Below are 26,869 nucleotides of genomic sequence, written 5' to 3'. Positions count from 1 at the left end.
TGAACACGGGGAGTCGTTTTGGCGTAAACAGCAAGGAGGATTAAACCGATGTTGAATCAGGAACGCAGTATTATGAATAAACAAGGCTTTTATACAAAGATCGGTAGCGATTTTATCGGCGTGTTTTTGTCTCAGGAAGGCCCGCGGCTGTTCGTAAACAATGAGGTGTACGACCTGACCGCCCCAAGCTGGGACGTGGAGATGATCCGTGGACGGAGCCGTCAGATGCTGACGTTCTATTGGGAGGGCAAAGTCAAGCTGTCCATCCAATGTGAAGCCGATCAGGATCTGTTCCTTCCGTTGTTCGATTATCTGATGTGCAAGCCGCAAAAGCTGAATCACGCCTGATCCGAATTCTGCATGTCCATCGACCCGTCACTTGCAGAGTCCATTCCGTCTGGGAACAGCCGCTTGCCGGTGGCTGGGTCGTTTTTGTTATTGCAGTGAATGCCGGGGAGCTAATGTATCCTGAGGGAGCAAAGATTATCATTTGTACATCCAAGGATTAGCAAGGACTGTGGCTCGATCATCACTCCAGCGAGCTTAAGCGTACGGACAATCAGGCCGTATTCCAGGGAGACGCTCGGGTCGGCCTAGCGCTGCGTGTGCCGAGGGTAAATAGTGTGCGAATGGAAAATAAGCAAAAAGCCTTCATCGTGACTCCGGAATTCCGGGAGATGAAGGCTTTTTGCGTGGAGTTCCGTAGCTGCTCAGGCTGCTAATAGAACCGAATGCTAGTTGTCGCTGTCTTTGGCTGCTTCCTGCTTCTCTCCGTCTTTGCGCCAGCCGTAAAGGCCGCCCGGTGCGAAGAACTGGAACAGATTGCACTCGATACGCCCGTTGAACAGCTTGCGCTTCTTGTCTGCGTGGCGTCCGACGTAATGCTCAAGCTGCTTGCTCGGACTTAACAGATAGCTCGACCATGTAGGGAGCTGCTTGTACATCTGACCGAACTGGCGCAGCGCCCTCTCGACCTCGCTCTGATCGCCAAGCCGCTCGCCGTAAGGCGGGTTCGTCACGATGCAGCCATATTCGCCGGCAGGCAATGCCTTGGCTACGGGAATCGTCTTGAACGTCAAGTCCTTGGCGAGACCAGCTGACTTGGCTGCGGCGAGCGCAACCTCGACCGCGTCTCCGTCGATATCCGAGCCGCCGATTTGCAGGGGGATATCGTCCTTGACCGAATCATAGGCTTCTTCGCGAGCTTGCTCCCAGAGCTCCTCGCCGATGATCGGCCAGCTCTCCGCATTGAAGCTGCGGCGCAGCCCCGGAGCCAGGTTCCAGCCGATCATCGCGGCTTCGATAGGGATGGTCCCTGAGCCGCAGAACGGATCGTACAAAGGCTGCTGAGGCTGCCAGCGGCTGAGCAGCACCATGGCTGCGGCCATCGTTTCCTTGAGCGGAGCCTCGGTCGCGATCTTACGGTAGCCCCGCTTGTGCAGTCCGGGGCCGGTGGTGTCCAGTGTAATCGTGGCGATATCGTTCAGCAACGACACCTCGATCACGTAGCGACCTCCGGTTTCGCGGAACCACTCTGTGCCGTAGCGCTGCTTCATGCTTTCGACCACGGCTTTCTTGACGATGCCCTGACAAGCGGGGACGCTGGATAGCTGGGATTTATGGGAACGTCCCTCGACCGGGAATTCGCCGTCCTCGGGGATCCAGTCTGCCCACGGAAGCGCCTTGACGCCTTCGAACAGTTCATCGAAGGAGCGCGCTTCGAACTGGGCCATACGGATCAGGACGCGGTCCGATGTGCGCAGCCACAGATTGGAGCGGCAGATCGCCAGCAGGTCGCCTGTGTAGTTGATACGGCCGTTCTCGACAGTGACCTGCTCGTACCCGAGCTCCCGTACTTCCCGTGCTACGACGGCCTCGAGTCCCATCGGCGAGGTTGCTATCAATTGAATAGGTGAAGATGAAGACATAGTCGTTGTTCACTCCGAATTAAACGAGTTGAACGGCCTTACATAAAGCCGTACAATAAACTAGTATAGGCGATTCCTGGTGAATATACAACGACAGGACGCTAGGCAAGGGATGAGAAGGAGCTGGAGCAGATGACGAATGAAGTGTCGCAAGAGCAATACGCGGAGAGCTTGTTTGGACCGGATGAAGTGCTGAATAAAGTAACTGCCTCCATCCTGGAGCAGGGGATTCGGGATATCTCGATCGTCCCGGGGTACGGCCGACTGCTGACGCTGCTGGTGAAGTCCATGCGGGCGGCGGATGCGCTGGAGATCGGGGTGCTCGGCGGCTACAGCGGAGTTTGTCTCGCCCGTGGACTGGACAAGTCCGGCCGGCTCGTATCGCTGGAGCTGAGACCTGAGTATGCAGAGCTGGCCCATGCCAACCTGCGGATGGCGGGATTCGGCGACCAGGTAGAGTACCGGGTCGGAGATGCACAGGATAGTTTACGCCAGCTGGAGGAAGAAGGGCGGAAGTTCGATTTTTTCTTCATCGATGCGGATAAGGGTAATTATCCGAACTATCTGGAATGGGCGCTGAAGCTGGCCCGCCCGGGAGCTCTGATCGTAGGCGACAATACGTTCATGCGCGGCAAGACGACGGATGCTAGCCAACAGGGCAATGCGGTTGCGAGAATGCGAGAGTTCAACGAGCGGATCGCTACCGACCCGCGGCTGGACAGCGTTATGCTGCCCGCTTATGACGGGCTTGCTATCGCTAGAGTGAAGGAAAGCAGCTAGAGAGCGGAAGAAGAGAGCCATAAGCCCCACTGCCCGTAGAAGCCAAGCTTCTGCGGACAGCGGGGCTTTTAGTGTTTGCTGTCATGGATAAGAATTACGTCAGATCCTAAGTCTGGTGCGAATTATATTAAGGAATGGAGCTGGAATCCTCACTGCGTATAGGCGCCAGCGAACGATTGGCCCAAAATGCATTGATCAGCAGCAGCACGCCGGAGAACAGGAATATTTGCTGGAGGGTGATGATACCTGAGACGGCTCCGCCGACGACGGGTCCGAGCATGTTGCCGAGACTTAGCGCGCTGGAGTTGAAGCTGTAAGAGCGGCTTTCCATGCCGGACGGCGTATGCTTGCGGATCAGCGCATTGACCGTCGGGAGCAGCCCGCCGAGGAAGATGCCGAGAAAAAAACGGGCCGCAAACAGCTGCCATACATTGTGCACGAGCGCTTGGGGCACGGACGCGATGGCGGCGCCGACCAGACAGAAGATCAGGATGCGCTCGGGACCGATCCGGTCAGCTACTCGCCCGAGAATCGGCGAGGCGACCATATTGGACAGTCCGGTCACGGAACCGACCATTCCGGCATAGAAGGCGAGCATAGCATCCTGGCCATGCAGCTTCTGAACGAATAGGGGCAGCAGCGGCTGGACGCTAAGCAGCGAGAATTGGATCAGGAAGGTGACGGCATAGAGCGACGGCAGCTGACGGGTAAGCCGGAGCTCGTTGAAGCTCGCGAGCATGGACTGCCTCGGTCTGCTGGCAGCTTCTTTGGCATCGAACTTTTCTTTTACCAGCCAGGCAGCGAGCATGGAAGCGGCGAACAGCAGTGCACCCGTGATGAAGAAGATCGGGCGGAACCCGACCCATTCCGCCATCAGTCCGCCCATAAACGGACCAAGAATCGAGCCCGCAACCGCTCCCGACTGCAGCGTTCCCATCGCGAAGCCCATCTTCTCCCGCGGCGTATTGGCTGACATCAGCGCTACGCCTGCAGGGACAAAGCCAGATACCGTGCCGTTCAGCATACGGAGCAGCAGCAGATGCCAGGCGGTTCCTGCGAAGCCCATCAGCGCCATGACGATGGCCATTCCGAAGCCGGAGCGCAACAGCATGACCTTGCGGCCGTAGCGGTCTGCCAGCCCGCCCCACAACGGCTGGACAAGGAATGACGTAACGAAGTTGCCGGCAAAAATCATCCCGGCCCACAGCGCAACCTCATGCTCGTCGTGCATCCCGAGCTCCTGCAAATATAACGGCAAGAAGGGCACAATCATCGTCATGCCTGCCATGACGAGAAATTGTCCTGTCCAGAGTACGATTAAGTTGATTTTCCATCGAGCCAAGCTGTTCTCCTTCTTTCCGTGTCCGCTAGAGATCTCAACGTTATATGTCTAGCTTTTCACCATTCAGCGGCCTCTACTCCGGCGGCTGCGTCTTCATTGGTCAGACGCAGGCTGTAGAGCCGTCTTCTATTGCTCCCGCCCACTCAGCTGCTCGTAGCGGAAGCGCTCCAGCTCCGGCAGCCCAACCGTCTCGGCGATCGCTACGGCGCGCCTCGCGTCATAGGGAACCCGCACCCACTGCAGACTGAACGGAGCATCTTTCCGTCCCCCGACTTCCCCTTCAAGTACAGCATAGCAAGCCTGAGGCAGGCCGTCATAAGGAGCCCCGACGCTGCCGGTGTTGAACAGCAGCAGGCCGCCCTTCCTCTTGGTTTTCAAGGTCTGCATGAATGGAACATGCAGGTCCCCGTATCCGACGATATCCGGCGTTGCATCCGTTTCCAGGAACGGACCTGTCGCCGCAGTATTTTCGAAAAATCCAAGCTTTTCTTTCTTCCCGGCCTTGCGGGTGACCCGGTGATATACGCTGTCGGAGGACGCGTGAACGAGCCGGACTTTGCGGCCGCTTAGGTATATATCGTAAGAGAAGGGAAGGTCGTCTAGAAATTCGAGCTGCTCAGGTGATAACCTATCCTTCTGCCACTGGGCGGTTCCTTTCTCTTGAGGACGGACAATGCCGTGGTCCCAATTGCCTTGTACAGTCACTTCGCAAGTCTCCATGATGCGGTCGACGGCCTCCGAGGGCTGCGGCCCCTTGCCGACCAGATCTCCCAGACAAATGACCCGGCGTATTCCGCATGCCCGGATATGGTCCAGCACAGCATCGAGTGCTGTTACATTGCTGTGAATATCTGCGATTACTGCGAGTTTCTCCATGCGCTCACCTTCTCTTATGTAGGTATGATTCGGCTGAGTTATTATATCACAGCCGGGCGTCCCGTACAGATATTTGGGACAATTGCTCATGACCGGGCATGTCCGATTTGATATAATAGAGCTTGATTTGCTGTAAGCCCGGTAAAGGAGTAGATGATGATAGAATCCCGCACAGAGAAGCGCAAGACGGAAAAACAGAAGAAGGATCGCAAGACGTTAGGGATAAAAATTGCCCTGCTGTCGGTCATCACGATGGGGGCGTTCGCTTATTTGATTCAATGGCTCGAAACGCGTCAGCCGCAAGGAAGCGCTGTGGCGGAGTCCCCGGTCGCCTCGCCCAAACCTCCTGCCGCCTCATCCGCTCTCCAGCAGCCTGCAGGTACGACGACTGGGGATAAACAGGCCGATGACGAAGGAAAACCTGCACAGTCCGGACCGGAGACCGGCAAGCAGGCCGACAAGGTATCGATGACCTTCGTGGGCGATGTGATGTTCGCCGGCAAGGTGGAGGATTTGCTGACCAAGAACGGTTATGATTATCCGTTTAAATACGTCAAGCCCTATCTGGAGAAGGCTGATATTACGATTGCCAATCTGGAGACGCCGATTACAACCCGGGGGAGTGCACAGACCAAGGAATACGTCTACCGCTCTTCGCCGCTGGCTCTGCCTGAGCTCAAGAAGGCGGGGGTAGATGTCGTGAATCTGGCCAACAACCACTCGATGGACTATGGCGAGGAGGGGCTGCTCGATACGCTTGATCATTTGGATGAACAGGGCTTTATCCGGGTAGGGGCCGGACGAGATGCAGAGGAAGCCTACAAGTATGCCATTGTGGAGCATCAGGGGATGAAGGTTGCTTTTCTCGGGTTTACCAGAGTGCTTCCCGAAGTAAGCTGGCTGGCGACCGCCAAAAAGCCTGGCCTCGCCGCTGCCCATTCCAATAAACTGTCGCTCGAGGCGATTGCCAAGGCCCGCCAGGAGGCCGACCTTGTCGTGGTGATCGCTCATTGGGGAGAGGAGCGCAATCCCCGTCCGGTGAAGACGCAGACCGATCTGGCTCATGAATTTATTGATAGTGGTGCCGATCTGGTCATCGCGAGCCATCCACATGTGTTGCAGGGCTTCGAGCAGTACAAGGGCAAGTGGGTCGCATACAGTCTCGGAAATTTTATCTTTACGACCAACGATGTTCCCGAAACGTGGGAGAGCTTAATCTTGAACGCCACCTGTACGAAGGAGCGCAAATGCGAGATGGATCTCGTACCGATTTTAACGAAATGGGCACAGCCGATCCGGATGGTGGAGGACCAGGGGCGGCAGCTTTTCGAGAAATTGACGCGTAATTCGATTAATGCCAAAATAAATGGGGAAGGCGTCGTTGCTCTGGGGCCTGTGAATACTTTTCCGCCACTGGTAAACAAGCCGCCGGTTAATAAGGAGTCGGGCGTCACGGGTACAAACAAGCCTGCCCAGGGAACTACGGACAACGCCAAGAAGAACGAGCCTGCCGAAGGCAGTAAAGGGCAGGGAACCAAAAAGCCTGCGGATTCCGCTGGTACGGGGAAGGATAAGGAGAAGACGCCCCAACAGCCAGGCGGCAAGTCCGGAGGGGATAAGGACAAGGGTAAGGATACCAAAGAGAGCGACAAGGCTGCAGGCAAGACTTCCGAAGGGAGCAAGTCGTCCTCTACAGGGAAGCAATCCCCGCCTTCTGGCGGTTCCACGCCTTAAAGTCTTCAGGCAAGTCTGATTCACTACTACATAGCCGGATATCGTGGCCAACCGATGATCCGCCGACGAGAAAAGGATGGCTGACCTTATGGACAAGCACAGCATTCGCAATATTTATTGTGTAGGAAGAAACTACGGGCTTCATGCCGCAGAACTGGGCAATACCGTGCCCGAGGAGCCGATGATATTCACCAAACCGACGCATGCCTTGACGGTGACGGACGGCGGTCCGGTTGGTCTGCCGGGAGATCAGGGCGAGGTGCATTATGAAACCGAGCTGGTTCTGCACATCGCGCGCGACTATTCCCCTGGCATGACCGTGGACGAATTAGTAGAGCAGATGTCGCTTGGCATCGACTTCACGCTGCGGGATGTGCAGTCAGTGATCAAAAGCAAGGGTTATCCATGGCTGCCGGCAAAGGGCTTCCTTCGCTCTGCCGTGATCACGGAGCCTGTCGCGTTCCCTGGCTTCGAGGCTGTGCAAACTATCGAGCTTAGCCTGCAGCGCAATGGGCAGGAGGTTCAGCGGGGCAGCGCTTCGGAGATGATTTTCAACCTGCAGACTATCGTAGACTATATCGCCGTTCATTACGGACTCGGGCAAGGCGACCTGATCTATACGGGAACGCCCGCCGGCGTAGCTGCAGTGAAGGATGGCGATCGGTTCGAGCTGCTGTGGGATGACCAGGTTCTTGGCAGCTTCACGGCGAAGCTCGGCTAAGCGAATAGGTAAGGCAAAGCTCAGGACATCATGTTCTGAGCTTTTTTTATCTATAATTTGTTATATATGGTATATTTGAGGTGGTGGAGTTATTTTCATTCGGAAAGGCAGGATAGAATGGACAATGCCCGGCTAGCCTTGATCATGTCCGTTGCCGATATGTATTTCGAACCGAATAAAGAACAAGAAGAATCATTATTTCTTGAACTGAGAGAACAATATCCAGAGGAGGGGGAAGCGCTGATGGAGCTTATGCCTGCTTGGAAACGTTGGGGTTATGAAGAAGGGGTAGAGGAAGGATTGGAGAAAGGCATCGGGCAGGCTGTCCGGAAGATGCTCCAAAAGGGCTTCACGCCAGAAGAAATAGCCGAAACTTTGGAAATGCCGATGGAAGAAGTAAAAAAGCTGGCGGCTCCGCACTGATTCTGCGGGACTATATACGGGTTGCAGCAGGACGCCATGCTTCGGGTGTCCTTTTTGTTCTTCAAAACGAACGAAAGCTTCGACAAAATTTGTAATGTCCTGTAAAATGGAAATGAAGGCAAAGTTCGAGGAGCGATCGGATGATGAGAAGATGGTATAGAGTGATGTCGATTTGTTTATTGAGCCTTCCCTTGGCATGGCCTGGTGCGGTTGCTGCAGAAAATCAGACTATTCCGGTATATCTCAACGGGAACCCGGTTTCCTTTGAAGTCCCCCCTATCCTGGAGGACGGGACGACCCTGGTGCAATTCCGACCGATTTTCGAGCGGCTCGGTCTGACCATCGGCTGGGATGAAGCAACCCGGACTGTTACAGGCAGTCGGAACGGGCTGAATATCAAATTGGTTATCGATGAACTGGAAGCTTCGGTGAATAACCAGCAGAGTGAGCTGGATCTCGCTCCGAGGCTGGTAGAGGGTAATACCTTCGTACCGCTGCGCTTTGTTGGAGAAGCGAGCGGAGCAGAAGTCGTTTGGGACGGCGAGAATGGCAGGATCTATCTGAGGACAGGCTCTTCGCCTGGAGGCTCCAATCCTGGTACAGGCACTCCTCCCAAGGACCCTGAAGAAGCAAGCCCTCCTACGAAGGGGAACCCGGACAAAGGAACCTATACCTACCCGAACGGGGATATTTACACCGGACAAATGGCAGGCGGTAAGCCCGCAGGAAAAGGTAAGCTGGTCGATGCCGGAGGCAAGCTGCTTTTCGATGGCACGATGGCTGGCGGCGTACCGTCGGAAGGCAAGTACAAAACCTACCATCCTAACGGCAAAGTCTCCTTTGACGGGCAAATCAAGGATGGCGTCCTCAGTGGTGCAGGCAAGCAGTATTCGGACATCGGCAAGCTGGTCTTCACGGGAATTTTCGCCGCAGGCGAGCGCGAAAGCGGAACGTTAACGGAAGAGAATGGGGATAAGTACACCGGCGAATTCGAACGCGGGGAGCCTAACGGCAAAGGCAAGATGGTATACAAAAACGGAGATAGCTACGAAGGGAACTTCCTGAACGGGAAACGTGAAGGGAAAGGTACTTATACGACCTCCAAGGGAGAAAAAATCGAAGGCGACTTCCAGAATAATCTCAAAAACGGAGTCATCCGTCACTATGACTCCAAGGGAAACCTGCTCTCCGTCAGCGAATATGTGAACGATGTGCAGATCAGTAAAGTGAATGTCGGCAAGGACGCGGGAGACCTTCCCAATACGACGCCACCTACGCAGTCTCCCGGCATCACGCAGGAGAACACCCGGCATGATAAGGCTGTGAAGGACATCAAGGACCGGTATGATGCCAACAAGAAGACACTGGAAGATCAAATGTCCCAAATCCGGAAAGACAACCCTGGTATGTATGCAAGTCAGGCCGCTTATGACAAAGCATTGAAGGACGCAAATACGAAGCAAGCCTCGCTTCAAGCCAAGCTGGCATCGCTGGGAAGCAGTCCGGGCAAGGCGGTAGAAGCAGCTCGGGAAGAAGTTATGAAGCAATTGGATGCTGTACATAAGCTCATCTTCGAGATCCAAAGCAAGGGAGCGGCTCAGCAGCAGGTGGAGAACTTGAAGTTCCAGCTGACCCAGGCCAAAAACCGGTACGACGCGGAGTTGAAGCAAGAAAATACTTCCCATGCCGAGATTATCAAAAAGCTGAAATAGTAACTGCGGTACCAAGAACAAATAAGGACATCCCGATTCATTTGGAATGAAGGGATGTCCTTTTATTTGTTATATGTACACTAGCTGGCTGTCTCCTCAGGCATAATATCCGCATAATGCTCACGGATGGCCAGAATGGCCGGCAGCTGCTGCATGAAGACATCGACGAGCTGCGGGTCGAAATGCTGTCCGCGCTCTTCCCTGAGCAGGTCCAGGATGCGGTCAAGCTCCCACGCCTTCTTGTATACCCGTTCGCTGCCTAGAGCATCGAATACGTCGGCAATTGCCGTGATGCGGCTGAAGATATGAATGTCTTCTCCCCGCAGGCCGGATGGATAACCGCGTCCGTTCCATTTCTCATGATGCTGATGCGCTACGATGGCAGCTGCTTGCAGCAGGCTGCGATTGGAGTTTTTGAGCAGCTGGTAGCCGATAGTCGTATGAGTTTGCATGATGGCGAATTCCTCTTCCGTCAGCTTGCCGGGCTTCTTCAGCACGTCGTCCGGGATGGCAACTTTGCCGATATCATGCATAGGCGATACGATCTTGAGCAGCTCCGCCTGATCGGTGCTCATCCCTAGACCGAGCGCCAGTATATAGGAGTATTCCGCGACTCGCTTGACGTGATTACCCGTTTCTTTGGAGCGGCTTTCGCCGATTGCGCCCATCGTGAAAATGATTTCTTTCTGAGTTTCCTCGATTTCAGCGGTCAATAGTGCCGATTCGAGCGATTTGCCCGCGTAAGCTGCGGCCAGCGTCAGATGCTCAAGATCGCGTCCGGAGAATACTTCGTCGCGGGTAAGCTTATTGACAGCCTGGTACGCTCCCATAATTTCGCCCTGATTGTTGCGGAAAGGGATGACCATCAGCGCTTTGGTCCGGTAACCGGTTTGCTTGTCTACCGCGATGGCGCCGCTTTGCAGCACCTCTTGAAACTCTAGATTTGTATAAGCGTTCTCTATAAAGATCGGTTGACCGGATTGAATGGCATGTCCAACGAGCCCGGCCATACTCGGCAGTCGAAGAGGAGGTACGCCGTGCGCTACCGTGGAGTAGATCTCATCCTTCTGTCGGTCGAGCAGCCATACGGTGCAGCGGTCGGAGACCACCATCTCCCGTCCCATGTCGGCCATAAGCATCAGGAGATTGTCCAGACGCCGTTCATTGGCGATTTTGGCAGCATAGTCGAAAATAACCCGCAGCATCTCCTGAGGTTCTAGGTCGTGTTTGAATCGTAGTTCGCCTCTATCGTTATCCACTGACACGACGTTTCACTCCTCGACATGCATTTAACATCTAGTCAAATGATATTATAATCCTATTAGGTCTGTAAATAAGAGCTTGCTATGCGGAGTAACATTTTTTGGCCGCCAGATGGACAGATAACTTGCGAAGGGGGATGCAGGATGTCACAAGCATGGGTAGAAGGAATAGCTGGCTTCATCGGAAGCCTGGTGATCGCAGGGGCGGCCTATTGGAAAAAATCATTATCCGCCTCCGGCGCTGTAGCAGCGATCGTTATGGGTACCGCGATGTACGCGCTCGGAAGCGCGCCTTGGTTCGGGACGCTGATCGCTTTTTTCGTCACTTCATCAATCTTGTCCAAGTGGAAGAAGAGCAAGAAGGCCGAGGCCGAGCTCGGCTACGCCAAGGGCGGCCGCCGGGATGCGGGGCAGGTGCTCGCTAACGGGGGAATCGGTCTGCTGCTGTGCGCGGCGAATGCGATATGGCCCCATACGCTCTGGTGGGCTGCCTATATAGGGGTCATGGCGACGGTGACAGCGGACACCTGGGCAACGGAGATCGGGGGCCTCAGCAGGGGGAAGCCTCGCTCCATCATCAATGGGAAGACGGTGGAGCCTGGCACGTCAGGCGGCGTGACACCACTCGGACTCACCGCATCAGCAGCGGGCGGCTTGTTCATAGGCGCCGCCGCCTGGGGCTTGTCACTTCTGATTCCGGATACCCTCCGCGGATCGGAATCAGCTATGGGACTTTTGGCGCTGCTGGTTCTTGGGATCCTGGGCGGCTTACTCGGTTCCTTGGCGGATTCCTGGCTGGGAGCCGTATTCCAGGTGATGTACCGCTGCAGCAAGTGCGGCCAGGAGGTCGAGAAAAACCGCCACTGCGATGCAGCGGCGGTTCGGATCAGAGGATTTACCTGGATGAACAATGACGCGGTTAATGCGCTAAGCTCAATGGCGGGCGGATTGGCTTGCGTCGTGATGAGCATCCTTTTCTTCAGCCTGCGATAAGTCAATTTCCTTTTCTTCATAGAATTTGCGGGAGTAGGACTTGGTTGTCATGTAGATCGTCAATGCGGACACAAGCAGGCAAATCACGATCGCGATCACGATAATAGTGTTAACCATGGACCTCGAGTACCTCCATCTGAGAACAGTAGTCTGTATATTGTACCTCAGGGGGCAGGTTCATACCAGCGATTATTTGCTTTCAGTATCGCGGCCTGGGCGTCCATGGCGGAAGTGTGACCGAGCCCGTCTCCTGCAGATCCGACAGGCGATGGGCTTTCACTCGATCAGGGGACGCGGAATATAACATGTCTCCGATATACAGCAGACGTTCGATGTTCCGGTCGCTCTGATACCAGCCATTGCCGGCCTTGGATAAGTCCTCGGCTGTCAGATGGGTTATCTTCCCCCGCAGCTGGAAGCCTTGCTGCAGATCGAGACTGTAGACATGAGCGCCCTGATAGGCGAACTGACCATATGAGCTGGGATTCGCAGCGGAGGGATCCTGCACCTTCATCACAGTGACCGGGAAAGCAAGCAGGTTTTTTTCCTTGGAGAACAGCAGAGCCTTATGATTATCGAGCAGCTCCGAGGAAGTTCCACGATCTCCGATCGTTTCCTTGAAGAGCTCTTTCGGCTGAGTTGGATCTGATACGTCGAACAGGGCGATCTTCATCCCTTGGTAATAGGCGATAGGTGCCTCCTGTCCTGGGTTGCCCTTTCTTTTGGCAGGTACCTCTACGGCTTCCTTGCCAAATCCGATCAGATGGTTCTCATCGTACGGGTGAAGGTAGTCGCTATATCCCGGAATTTTCAATTGGCCGAGCACGGCAGGTGCCTTTGGGTCGCTCAGATCGAGTGCGAACAACGGATCTACGTTGCGGAAGGTGACCATATAGGCGCGCTTGCCCGCGTATCGGACCGAGTAGATGCGCTCGCCCGGGGCGAGGCCTTCCAGTCTGCCTGTGACCGACATCGTCTCGTCCAGTACATATACATTGTTTTTGGATGCAAATTCATCACTGCGCCACATATCGCCGTTCGTGGTGGCAATCCGGAAATATCCGTCATATTCATCCATGGAGAATTGGTTCAGCGGGTGTCCCGGTACCTTGCCGCGTCCCGTATAGCTGACCTCACCGTTGCTGAACTCAAACCGGTAGACGGCGGTTTTCTGTTCCAGGCGTGAGGGCTCCCAATCGGGCGGCAGCAGACTCGGCGAGCTGCCGCCCGATCCTGGTGGAACGGCCGGAGCAGGTGCCGGAACAACCTCATTCTCGCTGGCAGCCACATAGAGATGGGAGGTCGAAGCATAGACTTGACCGCCGGGACCCAGGTAGCTGGTTACTTGCATGCCCTTGGCCGGCTTGGAGAGATCAAGGCCTCCGATCAGCAGGTAGTTGGACTCCACGGCTTTGGGGAAGTAGCGCACATCTTCCAAGCCAATGGATTGGAAGGCATCTCCTAGCACCGAATCCCGATAAGAGGGAGGCGATGCAGCCGTTTCCTTTTCCGCCGGTTGGATTCCATCACGCAGCAATCCGTATGCAGGGAAGGATTTGCTTGTGACCAGGTACAGCTCATCGCCGACCTTGCGGGACGAGATGTAATGGCCTTCCAGCTCCACTTGACGGATGGTCTGCAGGTTGCTGCGATCTGCAAGCTCGTACACGAGCACCTTGGTCGTCATGCGCTGTCGGGGGGAAGGAATTCCTATTCGCTTGGACTGGATCATCAGGGGTTGAACTTGTACCGGACTGTCTGGAGCAGCAGGCTCTGCTGGAATGGCAGCGCCTGAGGCGGAATCCAAGCTGTCTGGAGCCTGAGAGCCGATACCGACAGGGTGGAAGGCTACAGGATGACTGCCGCTTCCAACAATGATCAGATGCTTATCGTCCACATACAGCTCACGCGGAGAGAATGCCGGGTCTGCCCAATAAACGCTTCCTACGACAGTCATGCTCTCGGCGGGTACAGCCTTTGTGATGATGACCCGCTCTCGGTTGACCTGGTAGATGAATTGCCCGTCTGTCTTGATGATGTCAGCTTCATCGACGCCTTCTACTTGGACATTGGTTGTAGAATACGCAGAGCCTGCTTCGGAGGACGGAGCGGCTGACGATTTGGCTTCAGTAGCTGCCGGTACAGCCTGTGGAGCTTTCATGAAAGCCGACTGGTCTGTCAGGCTCAGCGGATATATGCCGCTTCCCAGTCCGGCTTCGGCTTCCTTCAGCAGCTCCTCCAGCCGTGCGACGGAGCCGATGGTCGGCAGGCTTTGGTCCGCGTCAGCGATACTGACCTTGCGGCTGCTGGCATCCCAGTACACATGGAAGTCAAAGGCTTCGCTGAAAAACCTTAAAGGAACAAGCAGGCTTCCGCTTTGCATAACCGGAGCAACCGGCAGGCTTACCTCGGTCTCGCCCTTATAAGCCTTCGTGCTTTCCAAGGTCAAGCGGATGGATGCGTTCCCTTTGGAGGCAGTTGCCGTCCGGGAAGCTTCGTTCCAGGCGACATGGACCCCGAGCGCTTCCGAAACCTCCTGCAAGGGCACCATCATTGTATGCTGCACCAGGCGCGGCGGGAGCTCGAAGCGGACCGGATGTCCGTTTAACGATAAAGCGAGCTCTTCTTCAGAGTCTGCTGAAGTGTCCACAGGTGTGGCGCCTATCAGCAGCACGAGAGCGAGCGCCAACGCAATAAGCTTTCGGCTTTTTTTCACGGTTCATTCCCTCCTTTTGACTATTTACTTCTATATCCAATGACGCAAGCTCGGTCATATTTGTTTCCGGCTGGCCGCAAAAAAAGCTCAACCCTGACGGGATGAGCAGCTCGGTAAGCTTATCCGTGGCCAAAAGCCCGCGAACGGTTCCGGCCTTCCTGCTTGGCTTGGTACAAGGCACGGTCCGCGCGGACCAGCAGCTCCCGTGGCGGCAGGTCACGGGTGGGAATGATCGTCGAATGCCCTAGGCTGGCTGTGACAAAGGACGAAACATCCGAGCTGGGATGAGGCATCTGCAGCAGCTCCACTTCCTGGCGGAGCTGTTCGGCCACATAGGCGGCTCCGCGTTCGTCCGTAATCGGCAGTACGATGACGAACTCTTCGCCGCCATAGCGTGCGATCAGGTCGCCCGGACGCTTGGCAGCCCGCTTCAAAGCCTCTGCGACTTGCTTCAGACAGATATCCCCTTCATGATGGCCGTAATTATCGTTGAATCTTTTGAAATAGTCGATATCCAGCAGAATAATCGATAATGGGGTAGAGAAACGCAGGCCGTGGCGCCATTCCTTGGCGTAATTTTCGTCAAAGCTGCGGCGGTTGGCTACTCCGGTCAAGGCATCGATCGAGGATATTTTTTGCAGCAGTGCATTCGTCTTCCGCAGTTGATTCTCCGTATTCTTGCGGTCTGTAATGTCCCTGGATACGCATACAAATTCCCGGCCATGTTCATCCGCCGCCTCGATGACGCGCAGATGGGTTTCCAGCCATATATAGTCGCCTTCCTTGTTCCGCATGCGGTAGGGAGGCAGCTTGAGTGCCGTGCGGGATTCCAGCTCGTCGACGGCGGTATTCATAAGCTGCAAATCATGGGGATGGAAATAATCATAGATGCTGGTGCCTACCAGCTCCTCTTGCTCATAACCCAGCATCGTCTGGACCGAGGGAGAAACATAAAGGTACAGCCCGTCTAGAGAATGCTTGGAAATAATGTCCGTACAGTGCTCGGTGATGGCTCGGTACATCTGCTCGCTCATACGCAGCGAAGCCTCGGCGAGCTGTGCACGCTTCCGCTCCGTAATATCCTGCAGCTGCATCAGATATAAGAGAGACCCCGGCTTTTCCCCGGCGAGCTCATGCGCCGACACGCTGACCTTCGCCCATACGGTGGAGCCATTGCGGTCGGACAGCCGCATCTCGGACGGAGTCTCCAGCGTGTAATAGGCTAGCCAGCTCGGGGAAACGGATGCAACCGAGACCTCGGGCCTCTCGTTTAACACCTGCACATGGACTCCTATCAGTTCATCCGGCTCATAGCCTAACAGGCTGCTGAAGGAGGGATTCACAGAGACGAAGATACCGTCTGCGGAAATAAAGGCCATGCCCGAAACCGCGCGCTGAAAAGCCAGTTGATTCAAATGTCTGTCGCCATCCAACGCCTGTGCATCGCTCATGATGTAGGCACCCTTCCTGCACAAAGTAGCATTTGTGCCATTGATAATCCTATTTTAAGGAAAATCGGCAAGTTCATCAATGTAAAAACTCCTAATCCTGTACCCTTAAAGAAAAATTGATATTGGGTTAATCTACTTTAAATTTCCGATTCCGTTCCCTGCGGGGTACCGGGGGCGGGTGATGCCGCGGGAAGGCTTTCGGTTGCTTCGGATTTTCGTTCTTGTTCCAGCTCGGCGATTCTTTTCTCCAGCTGGCGGACCACCCGCTTTAATTTGAATTGCTGGATCAGCCCGAGGAAGGCTGCAATCAATCCGCCCAGCAGTGTAGAGCCCAACACGACAAGAATCAAGGGAATGTCGGTTTGGGTAAACATAAAATTAACCCGTACCGGTTCAACGTTAATCACAGCGAATATCGCGGTAATAAGGGCGAAAATCAAGGTAACAATCAGCATCCATTGGGCTTTCATTCATCTTCACTCCGTTATGGTCATTGTGGACATGCAGCAGGCAAAAAGGCTGAGCCCGGGAGCCGGTCTCAGCCTTCTTACCCACTTACTTGGCGAGCGATTCCATCTGCTCCAGCAGTCCCTTGAATACACTCATCGCTTGCTTGATCGGCGCTGGCGAAGACATGTCAACGCCGGCCCGCTTCAGGATGTTGATCGAGTAATCACTGCCTCCGCTTTTCAGGAAGCCGAGATAACGCTCGACAGCAGGAGCGCCCTCATCTAGGATTTGCTTGGCGAAGCTGGTCGCCGCCGAGAAGCCTGTTGCATACTTGTAGACATAGAAGCTGTTGTAGAAGTGGGGAATACGTGCCCATTCCATCTCAATATCCTTATCTACGACCATTTTGTCGCCGTAGTAGAGCTTATTCAAGCCGTAATAAACCTCGCTAAGCAGCTGAGGAGTCAGCGATTCGCCTTGCTCGGCCTTCTCATGAATGATCTTCTCGAACTCGGCAAACATCGTCTGGCGGAATACTGTTGTCCGGAACTGATCCATGTAGTAGGTCAGCAGGTACATTTTTTCTTTCGGATCGGTGGAGTTCTTCAGCATATAATCCATCAGCAGCGCTTCATTCAGCGTCGAAGCCACCTCAGCCAGGAAGATCGTATACTGGGCATAGCGGTAAGGCTGATTCGTGTCTGATAGATAAGAGTGGAGCGCATGACCCATCTCATGGGTCAGGGTGAACATGCTGTTCAGGTTGTCTTTATGGTTAAGCAGCACATAAGGGTGCGTGCCGTAAGCCCCCCAGCTGTAAGCCCCGTTGCGCTTGCCTTCGTTCTCATAGATATCGATCCAGCCATTGTCGAAGCCATCCTGGAGCACATTCAAATAATCCTGCCCAAGAGGCTGCAGGCTTTCCTTGACCTTCGCCTTGGCTTGCTCGTAGGTAATATCCATCTTGTATTCCTCGACGAGCGGAGCGAACAGATCGTACATGTGCAGCTCTTCGACCTTGAGCAGCTTTCTCCGCAGCTCCATATAACGGTGCATCAGCGGCAGCGACTCATGAACGGCATCGATCAGGCTGGTGTATACGCTCTTGTCGATATTATCCCCGTACAGAGACATCTCCAGGGCAGAGGGATACTTGCGCACTTTGGAATAAAAAATGTTCTTGGTCACATTGGCGGCCAGCGTAGCGGCAATCGTATTCTTCTGCTTGCCGTATGTCTCGTATACGGTCTGGAAGGCTCTCTGACGTACATCGCGGTTCCGGCTTTCGAGAAACTGGATGTAGCTTCCGTGCGTCAGCTCAACTTCCTCGCCCTGTTCATTTTTCACCTTGGGGAACTTGAGATCGGCGTTGTTCAGCATGCCGAAGATCGTTCCCGGCGCCTGGGAGAGATTGCCGACTTGAGCCAGCAGCGCTTCCTCGCCTTTACCCAGCACATGCTGCTTCTGCCGGATCATTTCCTCCAGCGTCCGTTTGTAGAAGCTCAGCTCGGGACTTGCGACAAGCTGCTCGAGCTGCTGGTCCGACAGGCTTAAAATTTCAGGAAAGATGAAGGAGGTCGCTTCGTTCACTTCGACGCTCAGTTTTTTGGATTTATCGGACAGCGCCTGATAGGTAGGTTCGGCCGTATCCTCATGATGCTTCATGTTGGCGTAGACGTACAGACGCTCCGTATGTAAGGAAATCTCATCTTCGAGCTCGAAGCAGCTTTTGATCGCGGAAGGCTCGCTGAGCTTTCCATGAAATTGTGCGACATCCTTCAGCTTGTTCAGTACATTCTGGTACTCCTTGTTCCATGCCTCCTGGTTCGGGAACAAATCCTCCAGCTGCCAACGGTGCTCGGCAGGGACTTCGTTTCGTTTCAATACCTGACTCATGGGTGCCCTCCTTGTTATTGAATTTGACTGGGACTTGGGTCCTTGATCTGCCCAGGCTGTGGCCGAAGCCAGCACACCCAGGCCGAGCATGCCGCTAAGCCATAATGGGAACCAACGCATACGCTCACGCTCCATAGAAAAAAAGGATCGGTCTGGAAACATGTGGTTTAGTATGACCGGAGCGCGGCTTAAATATTAGTATAGGGATTCCACTCACGTAAGTCTATCCAGATCTCTACACCTGCTGTAAAAATGAAAAAATCATCAGCACGAAGGAAAAAGAGATCATCACCAGCGCGAGCAGGGCAAGCGGCCGTTTGACGCTGGCAGGCAGCGTATCCTTCTTCATGATTAAGATCAGAGAAAGCGAGAAGGACAGGATGATGAAGGTAATAATAGTTGCTCCATTGCTCATGAATGCTCCCCCTTTCGAACTTTAACGTTCGCCCTATAAGGTTCGCCGTTTGTTCGGATTTTCCTCTTTAGAAGTGCAAGCATCTTGTAAACCAGCAAGAACCGGCTTCCCAGGTGGAAAGCCGGTTGAGGTGGTCTTGTCAGCTATGTTATTCGCCCGAAGCTTCGAGCTCTAGAGCTTGTCAGCTTCTGGACTTCACGAGTACGAGCCGTCCGTCTTTATCGCGGCTTGCGGTAAAGCTATCATTGGGCTGAATATCAGCTACCTTCTCCAGACCCTCGGGGATGGCGAGAGAACCGGTATCCGTAATGCGAACAGTCGTTGAGGATTTTTTCTTCAGGTAACCGATGGCCAGTACGCCGATGACCACAACGCCGACAATCATCCATTTCACGACCGGGTTGGCATGGAAGTAATCAGCTACGAAGCGGTCTTCTGTCATCATCTTGGCTGCCGTATAGGCCAGAACGGCAGATCCGATCCAGATAATAACCGGGAAGCGGTCGACCAGCTTGATGAACAGCGTGCTTCCCCATACCATGATCGGTACGCTGATGATCAGACCGAGCACGACGAGCGTGAAGCTTCCGTGAGACGCACCGGCTACCGCAATGACATTGTCGAAGCCCATAGCGGCATCGGCAATAATAATCGTGCGGATCGCATCCGTGAGTCGAGGCTTAGCCGTGATATCATGCTCCTTCTCATCCACTAACAGCTTGTAGGCGATCCAGATGAGCACAATGCCTCCGATAAAGAGCAGAGCAGGGAGCTTCAGCAGCCAGACAACGGCCAGTGTAGCCACGATCCGGATGACAACCGCTCCGACGGTCCCCCACAGGATAGCACCCTTCTGCTGTTCCTTGGGCAGGTTGCGGGCTGCCAGAGCAATTACAATGGCATTGTCTCCCGCCAGTACGAGGTCGATCAGAACGATATTCAGTAATGCGAGCAAAAATGATGCGGATAACCAATCCATAGTCCTCACTCCTTCACTATCATGATGGTTACATAAAAATGAACCTATACCATGCCGGGTTAGGTTCTTTTTACCAACAAAAAAGACCTTTACCCATGAAACATAGGCAAAGGTCTTGCTAACAACGAATTCGTTGCCAATAAAGCCGGGATTTTGTTTAGAAATCCGAACTGACGACTTTACTGTGACAGCTACTCCCCTTTGGAGGACATCTTATGTAATTGACTTCATTATAGACATTAAACAAGCTTGAAGTCAAGCCCCCAGAAGCGGAAATTACGGCTATACCTGACGGAAAGCTTCCATAATCTGTGCAGCCTCTTCCTCCGTGCCGTCAAACCGGCCCGGAGCGAAGCGCTCTTGTGCCCAATGCATCATCTCGGGACGGCTGAGAAAGGTACGGCATTCTTCGCCCCACTGATCCGTAATTTCACGGAGAATCAGCTGCTTGCCATTTACTTCGACGGTCACCATATTCCATTTATCTCTTTTGAATATCGTATGTTTTTTGATCACGTGTAAAGGAACCTCTCTTCAATTAAAAAATTCGTTAGGCGGATGACTCGGCCTATGGGCGAATCATACCGCACATGCCAGGGAATTGCAAGGCTCAAGAGGGGAGCAGAGCAGGGGTGGGAGAGCGAAATCATCCGAAATGGAAGCAGATTGAATTCCAAAATTTAGGTTGAACGAGCGGCGCATCCATGGTATTATCCTGCTAAGCTCCAGCATGAGCCATAGGGCTTATGGGAGCCGGAGAAACAATAGATGAGCCGAGGAGCGTGCAGCAGAGATGAGTGAAAGTTTGAAGCCTTATGAACAGATAGGCGTAGCGATGACATGCAGGTCATTTGAGGAGTACCGCAGGATGTTTGCCTTGGAGCTGGAGCTGCTCCAAGCAGGGCCGGTCCTGGATGTGGCGTCGGGAGCATCGTCATTCGTAGCAGAAGCATGCAGCCTTGGCTGCGACGCAAGAGCAGCGGACCCGATGTATGCGCTGGGTCCCGTATCGATCGAGGAGCATGGCCATAAGGAGATTGCTGTTTCCACCTCCAAGCTGGAAGCCCTCCGGGAACAGTACGACTGGAGTTATTATGGCAGCCTAGAGCAGCATCGATTAGGCCGGGAAGCTTCGCTGAACCGATTTATTACTCACTACCGGGCTAGCCAAGGAACCGGGATATACACCCGGGCGCTATTGCCAGAATTGCCATATCCGGACGCTGCTTTTTCGCTTGTGCTTGTCAGCCACTTTTTATTTTTATACGATGGGCAGTTTGACCGGACGTTTCATCTGAACGCGGTCCGGGAGCTGCTCAGGGTGTGCAGCAAGGAGGGGGAAGTGCGGATTTACCCGCTTTCATCGCTCCGCTCGGAACGCTACCCTCATCTGGACGAACTGCTGGCTGAGTTAGCAGAAGAAGGGGTCCAAGCAAGCATTTTGGAGTCCGATTTGCCCTTCATTCCGGGGTCTAAAAACGTGCTTCGCCTGACGTATAGATCAGCCCGATCAAGTTGATTTATGCGTTTGCTGATGCTATAATCTTGTTATTCGCCCTTGATGGCGATACATCTAGGAGGTTGTTTTCATTGAAAGGTACAGTAAAATGGTTCAACGCAGAAAAAGGCTATGGATTTATTCAAGTTGAAGGCGGCGACGATGTATTCGTTCACTTCTCCGCTATTCAAGGCGATGGCTTCAAGACGTTGGAAGAAGGTCAATCGGTTGAGTTCGAAATCGTTTCCGGCAACCGTGGTCCTCAAGCTGCTAACGTAATCAAGCTGTAAGAATAACACTAACTGCGATGCCCGAGGCATCAAGCCACCGGGTTGAAAAACATATATCGTTGGGTAGTTGTCTTCTGCCGCATACAACAAAACGAATTCAGGCCAAAAGACGGTTTCCTGGAAGCTCCGCTTCCAGGAAACCGTCTTTTTTGTGTCAGATGTTAGCGAATCCATATAGCGACAGGCTGGTTTCTAGCGAAGCCCCGTTGCGTTAAGGGAGTGTATGGAGTCAGGAGGAACTGGAGAGAGACGCACAGGTGCTGCTTTTATGTTCAGGGCAACTGGGTTTTGGCTGCTGTCAAAACCTTGGTGATTTTGGCTTCCAGGCTATGGATATGTTTCTTTTCTTCATTCACTTGGCGGGAGAGCGATACGATGGAAGCGAGGGTGCTCTGAGCGGTTTTGGCGTCCTTCTGCTTCACAGCCTGTTTGAAAGAACTCCATACCGGAGCCGCGCCGGATTCGATCGTTTTGACTGCTCCCTGTTTGGCCTTGATTTGCGCTTGGATGGGATCGAGATCACCCAGCTGGGCGCGGACTTTTTTGGCTGTCTTAGCAGCCTGCTCTTTGCCCGCCTTCCACGCAGCATCTTGGGACTTGATGTTCAGCCGGGCGAGCTGCACAGGGATTTTTAACGTGTTGATCTGGAGGCTAAGCATGCGGCTCATTTCTTTGCTGCCCAGGGACCTGGCTGCTTCGAGCTGCTTATTCAGCAGGGTGTAGTGGGCCAGCAGCGGGGCGTAGCGCTCTCGTGTACGGACCGCGTCGGCTTCCAGCTTATCCAGCTTGGCGTCGTCGATTTGTTTGATTTGCTTGGTGATGGAGGCTAGCGATTCCTTGTTCTGTGTACTTAAGGCTTTGATCTTGGCGCTCCATTCTTCTTCCTGGCTCTGAGCGGACAACAGCTCATTGTACAGAGAGCTGAGCTTGTCAGCCTGCGTCCGGTCAGCCCCGGCAATCGTCTTCTCCAGCGCTGTCTTGACGGTATCGGTCATAACGGTCGCGGCGGCAGCCGCTGACGGTGTGGAAGCAGCCAGCGCCACGGCTACCGTCCATGCAATGAATGGTTTACCCACTTCAAACCCTCCTTAAGGGATAGACTCAGACGCGCGGACAACAAAAAAAGCACCAGCAAGGAAGGCAGGATGCCTTCACTTACGGGTGCTTCCATCGTAAGCGGTCGTTTATGAAGCTATAACTGAACTATACAAGATGCCATTGCCAGGTGTCAAGCCGGCGGTAGGTGTCTTCCCTAGGGGTTGTACGACCGGACGCCTAGTCGATGATCCGCAGAATATCCTCGACGGGCTTGCGTGGCAAGCGGGAAGGACGCTCCTCGGGATGGCCGAGGGCGATGACCATATTAATCTGGCATTCCGGGCGGATGTCCAGATAGGTGCGGAGCCGATCCTGGGCGAGCAGCACCGGACCGGTCATCGGGCATGTGCCCAAGCCGCGGGCGTGAGCGGCAAGCATCAGGTTCTGCGAGGCCAGGCAGCTGCTCTTGATGCCTTCCTCGTCCCAGACATGATCGGGAACGAGCTGGACCGGATCGAAGATCCGGTCGCGGAATTTGGATTGGTATGGCGTAGCCAAACATACGATCAAGACGGGAGCCTGAGAAAATGCCGTCGCGTAAGGTCCGAAGGACTTGGTGAGCAGGCGGGCTTCTTTGGACAAGCCTCTCTCTTCGGCTTCACCGGCCCGCTTATGCAGCTCTTCCCAGGTGATGGCTTCAATTTCCTTGATCTTGTCGCGGTTTGTGATGGCGATGAACTCCCAGGTTTGCGAGTTGGTATCGCTCGGCGCATAACGGGCGCAATCGATCAGCTCCTGAATATCCTCAACGGATACGGGGTCATTTTTGTATTTGCGGACGCTGCGGCGGTCCAGCAGTATCGTTTTGAATTCATCGTAGGCGAGCGTGCTTGTTGCTTCGGTCATGTGTGATTCCATCCTCTCCATGCTTGCGCCAAGACCGGACACGCGGCTGAACCGCAACGGACGGCCAGGCCTCGAGTCATTTAGGACTTGGTGCTAAAACTACTATTAATTATAACGGCCTGAGCGGAAAATAACAAACAGAACTGTGTGCTTCTACTGAATGACCACCGTGTCGCCTTCGTTCAGACCTTCCAAGATCTCCGTCTTGTCCGGCGTTTCCACCCCGATTTTGACGACGCGCTTCTCCAGATTGCCCGGTGACGTCTCCAGCATCACGTAGTACTCGTCCTTATCGCGCTGTATAGCCAGCGTTGAAAGGGTCAGCGCGCCGCTCTTCTTGGCGGTCTGGATGGAGGCGGTCAGGCTAAGTCCTGCGATCAGCTTTTCGTTGGGCTCCAGCGAGATCACGACCTCGAATTGCGCTGCTCCGCTGCTGGAGCCATCGCTGCTGCCCTTGGCGAACTTGGAGAGACGCTCCACCTTGCCTTGCAGCTTCATGCCCTTCAAGGCGTCTACACGGACTTCAACGGGCATGCCTTCACTCAGCCGGAATAAGTCATACTCACCGACCGAAGCGAGGAGCTGAAGCTGGGTCAGATCGACGATTTTACCGATCCGTTCGCCTTCCTTGACGTTTTTGGGTTCTTTGACCGCATCGAATAGGAAGATGCCGTTCTCCGGCGCCGGGAACTGGGCGGCGTTCAGCTTCTCGGATTTCTCCGTAAGCTGGGTACGGGCATGCTCCAGGTTCAATCGGGCGACTTCCTCTTGAATCTTCCGGCTCTCATTCTGCGCAAAGCGCTGCTTGGCATCCGTCTCGGAGATCCCGCTCGGATCGGTGTTCTGCGTTGCGAGGTTCGCCTGAAACTCGCCCAGACGGATTTCCATCTCCTGCTTGCGGGCGGAGGCTTGCAGCTCGGCAATCTCATTACGCAGCGTCGTATCGACGAGCTTGAACAGCACGTCATCCTTCTTCACCTGCTGGCCTTCCTTCACCACCCAAGACTTGACGTCGCTAGCGAAGGGAGCGTTGATATAGGTCTCCTGACGGTAGGAGGATTTGCCCTTGACCTCCACGGTACTGGTCAAATCTTCGCGGACCGCTTGGAACTTCAGCGCATTGGCGGTTTGCATCGTATTCTGCTTGCTGCGGTCAACCGGACGGCTCTGCCAATATAACAGTCCGGTTACGCCGACCACCACGACGGCGGAGACGGCGATCAGCCATTTCTTTTTCTTCATCGTCATAACTCCCCTATGTATAGTCGATTAATCCCGCTTGATGGCCGTCAGCGCATCGGTGCGCGAAGCCTTCACGGCCGGGTAAATGCCAGATAGTACGCCGGTCATAATGGCGAAGAACAGACCCAGCGGCAATATCCAGGGACTGATGAACAGGACTTCGTCTGAGCTTGGTCCGGAGTTGCCAGCAAACTTCATGATCACGATGTTGATGGCCCATATGACCCAGTATGAGGTGAGAATTCCGACCAGGCCTCCCAGCAGACCGAGCAGCGCCGATTCGACCATAAACATATTGCGGATCTGGCCCAGGTTGGCGCCCAGTACCTTCATAATCCCGATCTGGCGCCGGCGCTGATAGGTGGACATCGTCATCGCCACGACGATCGAGATCGAAGCTACGAACAGGATGAACAGACCGGCTCCGCCAAAGATGATCCGGACGATCGTAAGCTGAGATTGGATCTGCTCCTCCCGGTGAAGGTTAGTTTCCACGCTGACCTTCAGCTTCTGGAGCAAGCCCTCCACTTCCTTGACATGAGAGCTGTCGGTGAGCTTAAGCTTGATCATATCGAATTCGGCGTTCGCGGATGCTTCTCCATCTCTGCCAGGCCGCGGCTTGCCACCATTCGTTTCGAGCTGGGCGTCGTAGAGCCTTTTCCCCAGAGCAGGAGAGACATAGGCGATTTTCTGGTTGCTGATCATCTCATCGGACAATCCCTCCGGCTTCTTCAGGATACCGACAACCCGTACAGGGATTCCTGTGCCATCGCTGCCGTATTCGCCGAAACGCTGAGGGACCAGCGTTACCATCTTCTGATACATGGGCAGGGTAATGGTTCTCTGAATACGCCAAGCCTCTCTGGCCTCCTGCTCATTCTGATAAGAGACAGGCTGTCTGGAAGCCAGCTCATCCCGCAATCCCATGGTGGCGCCGTAGCTGAGAATAATCGTATTCTCGAGCTCAGACGGGCCTCCCTGCTGCAGTTCCACGCCAAAATCGCCCAAGGTATCGAGCTCGGTGGCGTAAATCTCATACAGATTGCCTTCCTTCGTATCGAGCTTCAAGTTAAAGCTGTTCAAGGTCCGGTAAGTTGACAGCGCCTTGATATGAGGAAAGTTGCGCATGATGTCGATCTTCGACTTGGTGAGCTCATACGGCTTGGCCGCATTGGGATCTCCCGATGCCTGAGACTCCGGCCCGCTGCCCGCCCTGACGGAGATTTCGTCCGACTTGAGGAATTCGTACATCTGCTGCTTGCTGAATTGGTTGATGGATTCGCCGAACGACAGGGCGACGATGATGGAGGCGGAGCCGATGGCAATCCCCATCGCGCAGAGCAGGGTGACGACAACCCTCCGCTTCAGCTGGTCCCAGCCTAGCCGAACATAATCCCTAAGCTTCATTCGTCCTCACCCGCCCATGCCCCATCTTCCACCAAGTAGCCGTCGCGAAGTTGAATGACCCGCTGTGTCCGCCGGGCGACCTCCAGTTCATGGGTGACGATGACGAAAGTCAAACCCAGCGTTTCGTTCAGCTCGATCAGCAGATCGATAATTTCCTTCTCCGTCTTCGTATCCAGATTGCCTGTAGGCTCGTCCGCGAACACAATTGTCGGCATGGTGACGAGCGAGCGGGCAATACTGACCCGCTGCTGCTGCCCGCCGGAGAGCTGGGAGGGAAACATCTCGGTTTTCTCGCCTAGACCCACCTTGGTCAGCAGGGACATCGCCTTCTCACGGCGCAGCTTAGGCTTCATCCCCTGGAAGACCAGCGGCAGTTCAACATTCTCACGTACAGTGAGATGGGTAATCAGCTCGTACGACTGAAAAATAAAGCCGATATGGGAGCGCCGGAACTCAGCCAGCTGATTCTCATTCATTTTCTCGATCGCGCTGCCATTGATCAGGATGCTGCCCGTTGTCGGCTTCATCAGACCGGCCATCAGGTTAAGCAGCGTCGATTTGCCTGAACCGGAGCTGCCGAGCAGGGCGACCATCTCACCCTTGCCCACATCGAAGTGAATTTGATTGAGGACCGGTGTATCCTCGGTCCCGTTCCTGAAACTGTGTGACAAATGATTTACCGCAAGCACGTGACCCCTCCGTATCGCGCGAAATAAAATAAGTGCTTTAAGTAAAGACGGTCGAAAAACGTCGAGGTTGCACAAAAGCCGCCTCATTAAGAAAACTTTAAGGCTTTGTTCTGTCGTACGG

At 54.3% G+C, this 26,869-nt stretch carries 25 protein-coding genes; 9 read left to right on the top strand and 16 right to left on the bottom strand.

Annotated elements, in window-relative coordinates; translation table 11 throughout:
• Nucleotides 1–48: 48 nt before the first annotated feature.
• A complete protein-coding gene (locus WMW72_RS00495) occupies nt 49–348 on the top strand; it encodes a hypothetical protein (protein ID WP_341413444.1) in 300 nt (99 codons plus the stop codon).
• Between the two features lie 386 nt (nt 349–734).
• Here the strand turns inward: WMW72_RS00495 and WMW72_RS00490 are convergent, their stop codons facing one another.
• On the bottom strand, nt 735–1,928 hold the full coding sequence (locus WMW72_RS00490) for a THUMP domain-containing class I SAM-dependent RNA methyltransferase (RefSeq protein WP_341413443.1): 1,194 nt from the start codon (nt 1,926–1,928) through the stop codon (nt 735–737).
• A 132-nt stretch (nt 1,929–2,060) separates the two neighbouring features.
• On the opposite strand from WMW72_RS00490, the gene WMW72_RS00485 reads away from it, so the two are divergent.
• The gene (locus WMW72_RS00485) at nt 2,061–2,708 is read left to right on the top strand and encodes an O-methyltransferase (protein WP_341413442.1); all 648 of its coding nucleotides are present in this window, start codon (nt 2,061–2,063) and stop codon (nt 2,706–2,708) included.
• Nucleotides 2,709–2,835: 127 nt separating this feature from the next.
• Here WMW72_RS00485 and WMW72_RS00480 read toward each other — a convergent pair whose 3' ends face one another.
• The gene (locus WMW72_RS00480; RefSeq protein ID WP_341413441.1) at nt 2,836–4,050 is read right to left on the bottom strand and encodes an MFS transporter; all 1,215 of its coding nucleotides are present in this window, start codon (nt 4,048–4,050) and stop codon (nt 2,836–2,838) included.
• A 126-nt stretch (nt 4,051–4,176) separates the two neighbouring features.
• Complete coding sequence (locus WMW72_RS00475; protein ID WP_341413440.1) at nt 4,177–4,926, bottom strand: metallophosphoesterase family protein; 750 nt, start codon at nt 4,924–4,926, stop codon at nt 4,177–4,179.
• A gap of 153 nt (nt 4,927–5,079) precedes the next feature.
• Here WMW72_RS00475 and WMW72_RS00470 point away from each other — a divergent pair, with 153 nt between their 5' ends.
• The 4 genes from WMW72_RS00470 to WMW72_RS00455 all read left to right on the top strand — a co-directional run bounded on the left by WMW72_RS00470 (nt 5,080) and on the right by WMW72_RS00455 (nt 9,516).
• The gene (locus WMW72_RS00470; protein WP_341413439.1) at nt 5,080–6,660 is read left to right on the top strand and encodes a CapA family protein; all 1,581 of its coding nucleotides are present in this window, start codon (nt 5,080–5,082) and stop codon (nt 6,658–6,660) included.
• Between the two features lie 88 nt (nt 6,661–6,748).
• Nucleotides 6,749–7,381, top strand: a complete 633-nt coding sequence (locus WMW72_RS00465; RefSeq protein WP_341413438.1) for a fumarylacetoacetate hydrolase family protein — start codon at nt 6,749–6,751, stop codon at nt 7,379–7,381.
• A 117-nt stretch (nt 7,382–7,498) separates the two neighbouring features.
• Nucleotides 7,499–7,804 (top strand): hypothetical protein, encoded by a 306-nt coding sequence (locus tag WMW72_RS00460; protein WP_341413437.1) that lies wholly within the window; start codon nt 7,499–7,501, stop codon nt 7,802–7,804.
• 140 nt (nt 7,805–7,944) lie between these two features.
• On the top strand, nt 7,945–9,516 hold the full coding sequence (locus WMW72_RS00455; RefSeq protein WP_341413436.1) for a stalk domain-containing protein: 1,572 nt from the start codon (nt 7,945–7,947) through the stop codon (nt 9,514–9,516).
• Between the two features lie 80 nt (nt 9,517–9,596).
• Here the strand turns inward: WMW72_RS00455 and WMW72_RS00450 are convergent, their stop codons facing one another.
• Entirely contained in the window at nt 9,597–10,781 is a 1,185-nt protein-coding gene (locus WMW72_RS00450; RefSeq protein ID WP_341413435.1) for an HD domain-containing phosphohydrolase, read from the bottom strand.
• 141 nt (nt 10,782–10,922) lie between these two features.
• Here WMW72_RS00450 and WMW72_RS00445 point away from each other — a divergent pair, with 141 nt between their 5' ends.
• The gene (locus tag WMW72_RS00445; RefSeq protein ID WP_341413434.1) at nt 10,923–11,771 is read left to right on the top strand and encodes a DUF92 domain-containing protein; all 849 of its coding nucleotides are present in this window, start codon (nt 10,923–10,925) and stop codon (nt 11,769–11,771) included.
• Nucleotides 11,772–11,970: 199 nt separating this feature from the next.
• Here WMW72_RS00445 and WMW72_RS00440 read toward each other — a convergent pair whose 3' ends face one another.
• The 7 genes from WMW72_RS00440 to WMW72_RS00410 form a co-directional block, all read right to left on the bottom strand.
• The gene (locus WMW72_RS00440) at nt 11,971–14,487 is read right to left on the bottom strand and encodes a beta-propeller domain-containing protein (protein ID WP_341413433.1); all 2,517 of its coding nucleotides are present in this window, start codon (nt 14,485–14,487) and stop codon (nt 11,971–11,973) included.
• Nucleotides 14,488–14,606: 119 nt separating this feature from the next.
• Nucleotides 14,607–15,938, bottom strand: coding sequence for a sensor domain-containing diguanylate cyclase (locus WMW72_RS00435; RefSeq protein WP_341413432.1), 1,332 nt, complete (start codon nt 15,936–15,938; stop codon nt 14,607–14,609).
• A 137-nt stretch (nt 15,939–16,075) separates the two neighbouring features.
• Nucleotides 16,076–16,408, bottom strand: coding sequence for a LapA family protein (locus tag WMW72_RS00430; RefSeq protein WP_341413431.1), 333 nt, complete (start codon nt 16,406–16,408; stop codon nt 16,076–16,078).
• A gap of 85 nt (nt 16,409–16,493) precedes the next feature.
• Nucleotides 16,494–18,284: an oligoendopeptidase F gene (gene pepF / locus WMW72_RS00425; protein WP_341413430.1), complete on the bottom strand. Its 1,791-nt coding sequence runs from the start codon at nt 18,282–18,284 to the stop codon at nt 16,494–16,496.
• Between the two features lie 235 nt (nt 18,285–18,519).
• Nucleotides 18,520–18,699, bottom strand: coding sequence for a hypothetical protein (locus WMW72_RS00420; RefSeq protein WP_341413429.1), 180 nt, complete (start codon nt 18,697–18,699; stop codon nt 18,520–18,522).
• Between the two features lie 181 nt (nt 18,700–18,880).
• Entirely contained in the window at nt 18,881–19,678 is a 798-nt protein-coding gene (locus tag WMW72_RS00415) for a TerC family protein (RefSeq protein WP_341413428.1), read from the bottom strand.
• 282 nt (nt 19,679–19,960) lie between these two features.
• Nucleotides 19,961–20,194 (bottom strand): low molecular weight phosphatase family protein, encoded by a 234-nt coding sequence (locus WMW72_RS00410; RefSeq protein WP_341413427.1) that lies wholly within the window; start codon nt 20,192–20,194, stop codon nt 19,961–19,963.
• Between the two features lie 277 nt (nt 20,195–20,471).
• On the opposite strand from WMW72_RS00410, the gene WMW72_RS00405 reads away from it, so the two are divergent.
• Complete coding sequence (locus WMW72_RS00405; RefSeq protein WP_341413426.1) at nt 20,472–21,197, top strand: methylase; 726 nt, start codon at nt 20,472–20,474, stop codon at nt 21,195–21,197.
• Between the two features lie 71 nt (nt 21,198–21,268).
• Nucleotides 21,269–21,466 carry a cold shock domain-containing protein gene (locus WMW72_RS00400; protein WP_054796811.1) on the top strand — a complete coding sequence of 66 codons (198 nt, stop codon included), beginning with the start codon at nt 21,269–21,271 and terminating at the stop codon, nt 21,464–21,466.
• 272 nt (nt 21,467–21,738) lie between these two features.
• On the opposite strand, the gene WMW72_RS00395 is transcribed toward WMW72_RS00400, so the two are convergent.
• The 5 genes from WMW72_RS00395 to WMW72_RS00375 form a co-directional block, all read right to left on the bottom strand.
• Entirely contained in the window at nt 21,739–22,542 is an 804-nt protein-coding gene (locus tag WMW72_RS00395) for a hypothetical protein (protein WP_341413425.1), read from the bottom strand.
• Nucleotides 22,543–22,741: 199 nt separating this feature from the next.
• Nucleotides 22,742–23,410 carry a nitroreductase family protein gene (locus WMW72_RS00390; RefSeq protein ID WP_341413424.1) on the bottom strand — a complete coding sequence of 223 codons (669 nt, stop codon included), beginning with the start codon at nt 23,408–23,410 and terminating at the stop codon, nt 22,742–22,744.
• A 153-nt stretch (nt 23,411–23,563) separates the two neighbouring features.
• Complete coding sequence (locus WMW72_RS00385; RefSeq protein ID WP_341413423.1) at nt 23,564–24,652, bottom strand: efflux RND transporter periplasmic adaptor subunit; 1,089 nt, start codon at nt 24,650–24,652, stop codon at nt 23,564–23,566.
• Between the two features lie 27 nt (nt 24,653–24,679).
• Complete coding sequence (locus WMW72_RS00380) at nt 24,680–26,059, bottom strand: ABC transporter permease (RefSeq protein ID WP_341413422.1); 1,380 nt, start codon at nt 26,057–26,059, stop codon at nt 24,680–24,682.
• Nucleotides 26,056–26,748: an ABC transporter ATP-binding protein gene (locus WMW72_RS00375; RefSeq protein ID WP_341413421.1), complete on the bottom strand. Its 693-nt coding sequence runs from the start codon at nt 26,746–26,748 to the stop codon at nt 26,056–26,058. Before WMW72_RS00375 ends, WMW72_RS00380 begins: the two co-directional genes overlap by 4 nt.
• Between the last annotated feature and the right edge of the window lie 121 nt (nt 26,749–26,869).

This window comes from Paenibacillus filicis (assembly GCF_038070315.1).
In the GTDB taxonomy this organism is placed as follows: domain Bacteria; phylum Bacillota; class Bacilli; order Paenibacillales; family NBRC-103111; genus Paenibacillus_G; species Paenibacillus_G filicis.
The sequence above is the reverse complement of the archived record's forward strand: the minus strand, read 5'-3'. Positions and strand labels throughout refer to the sequence as shown.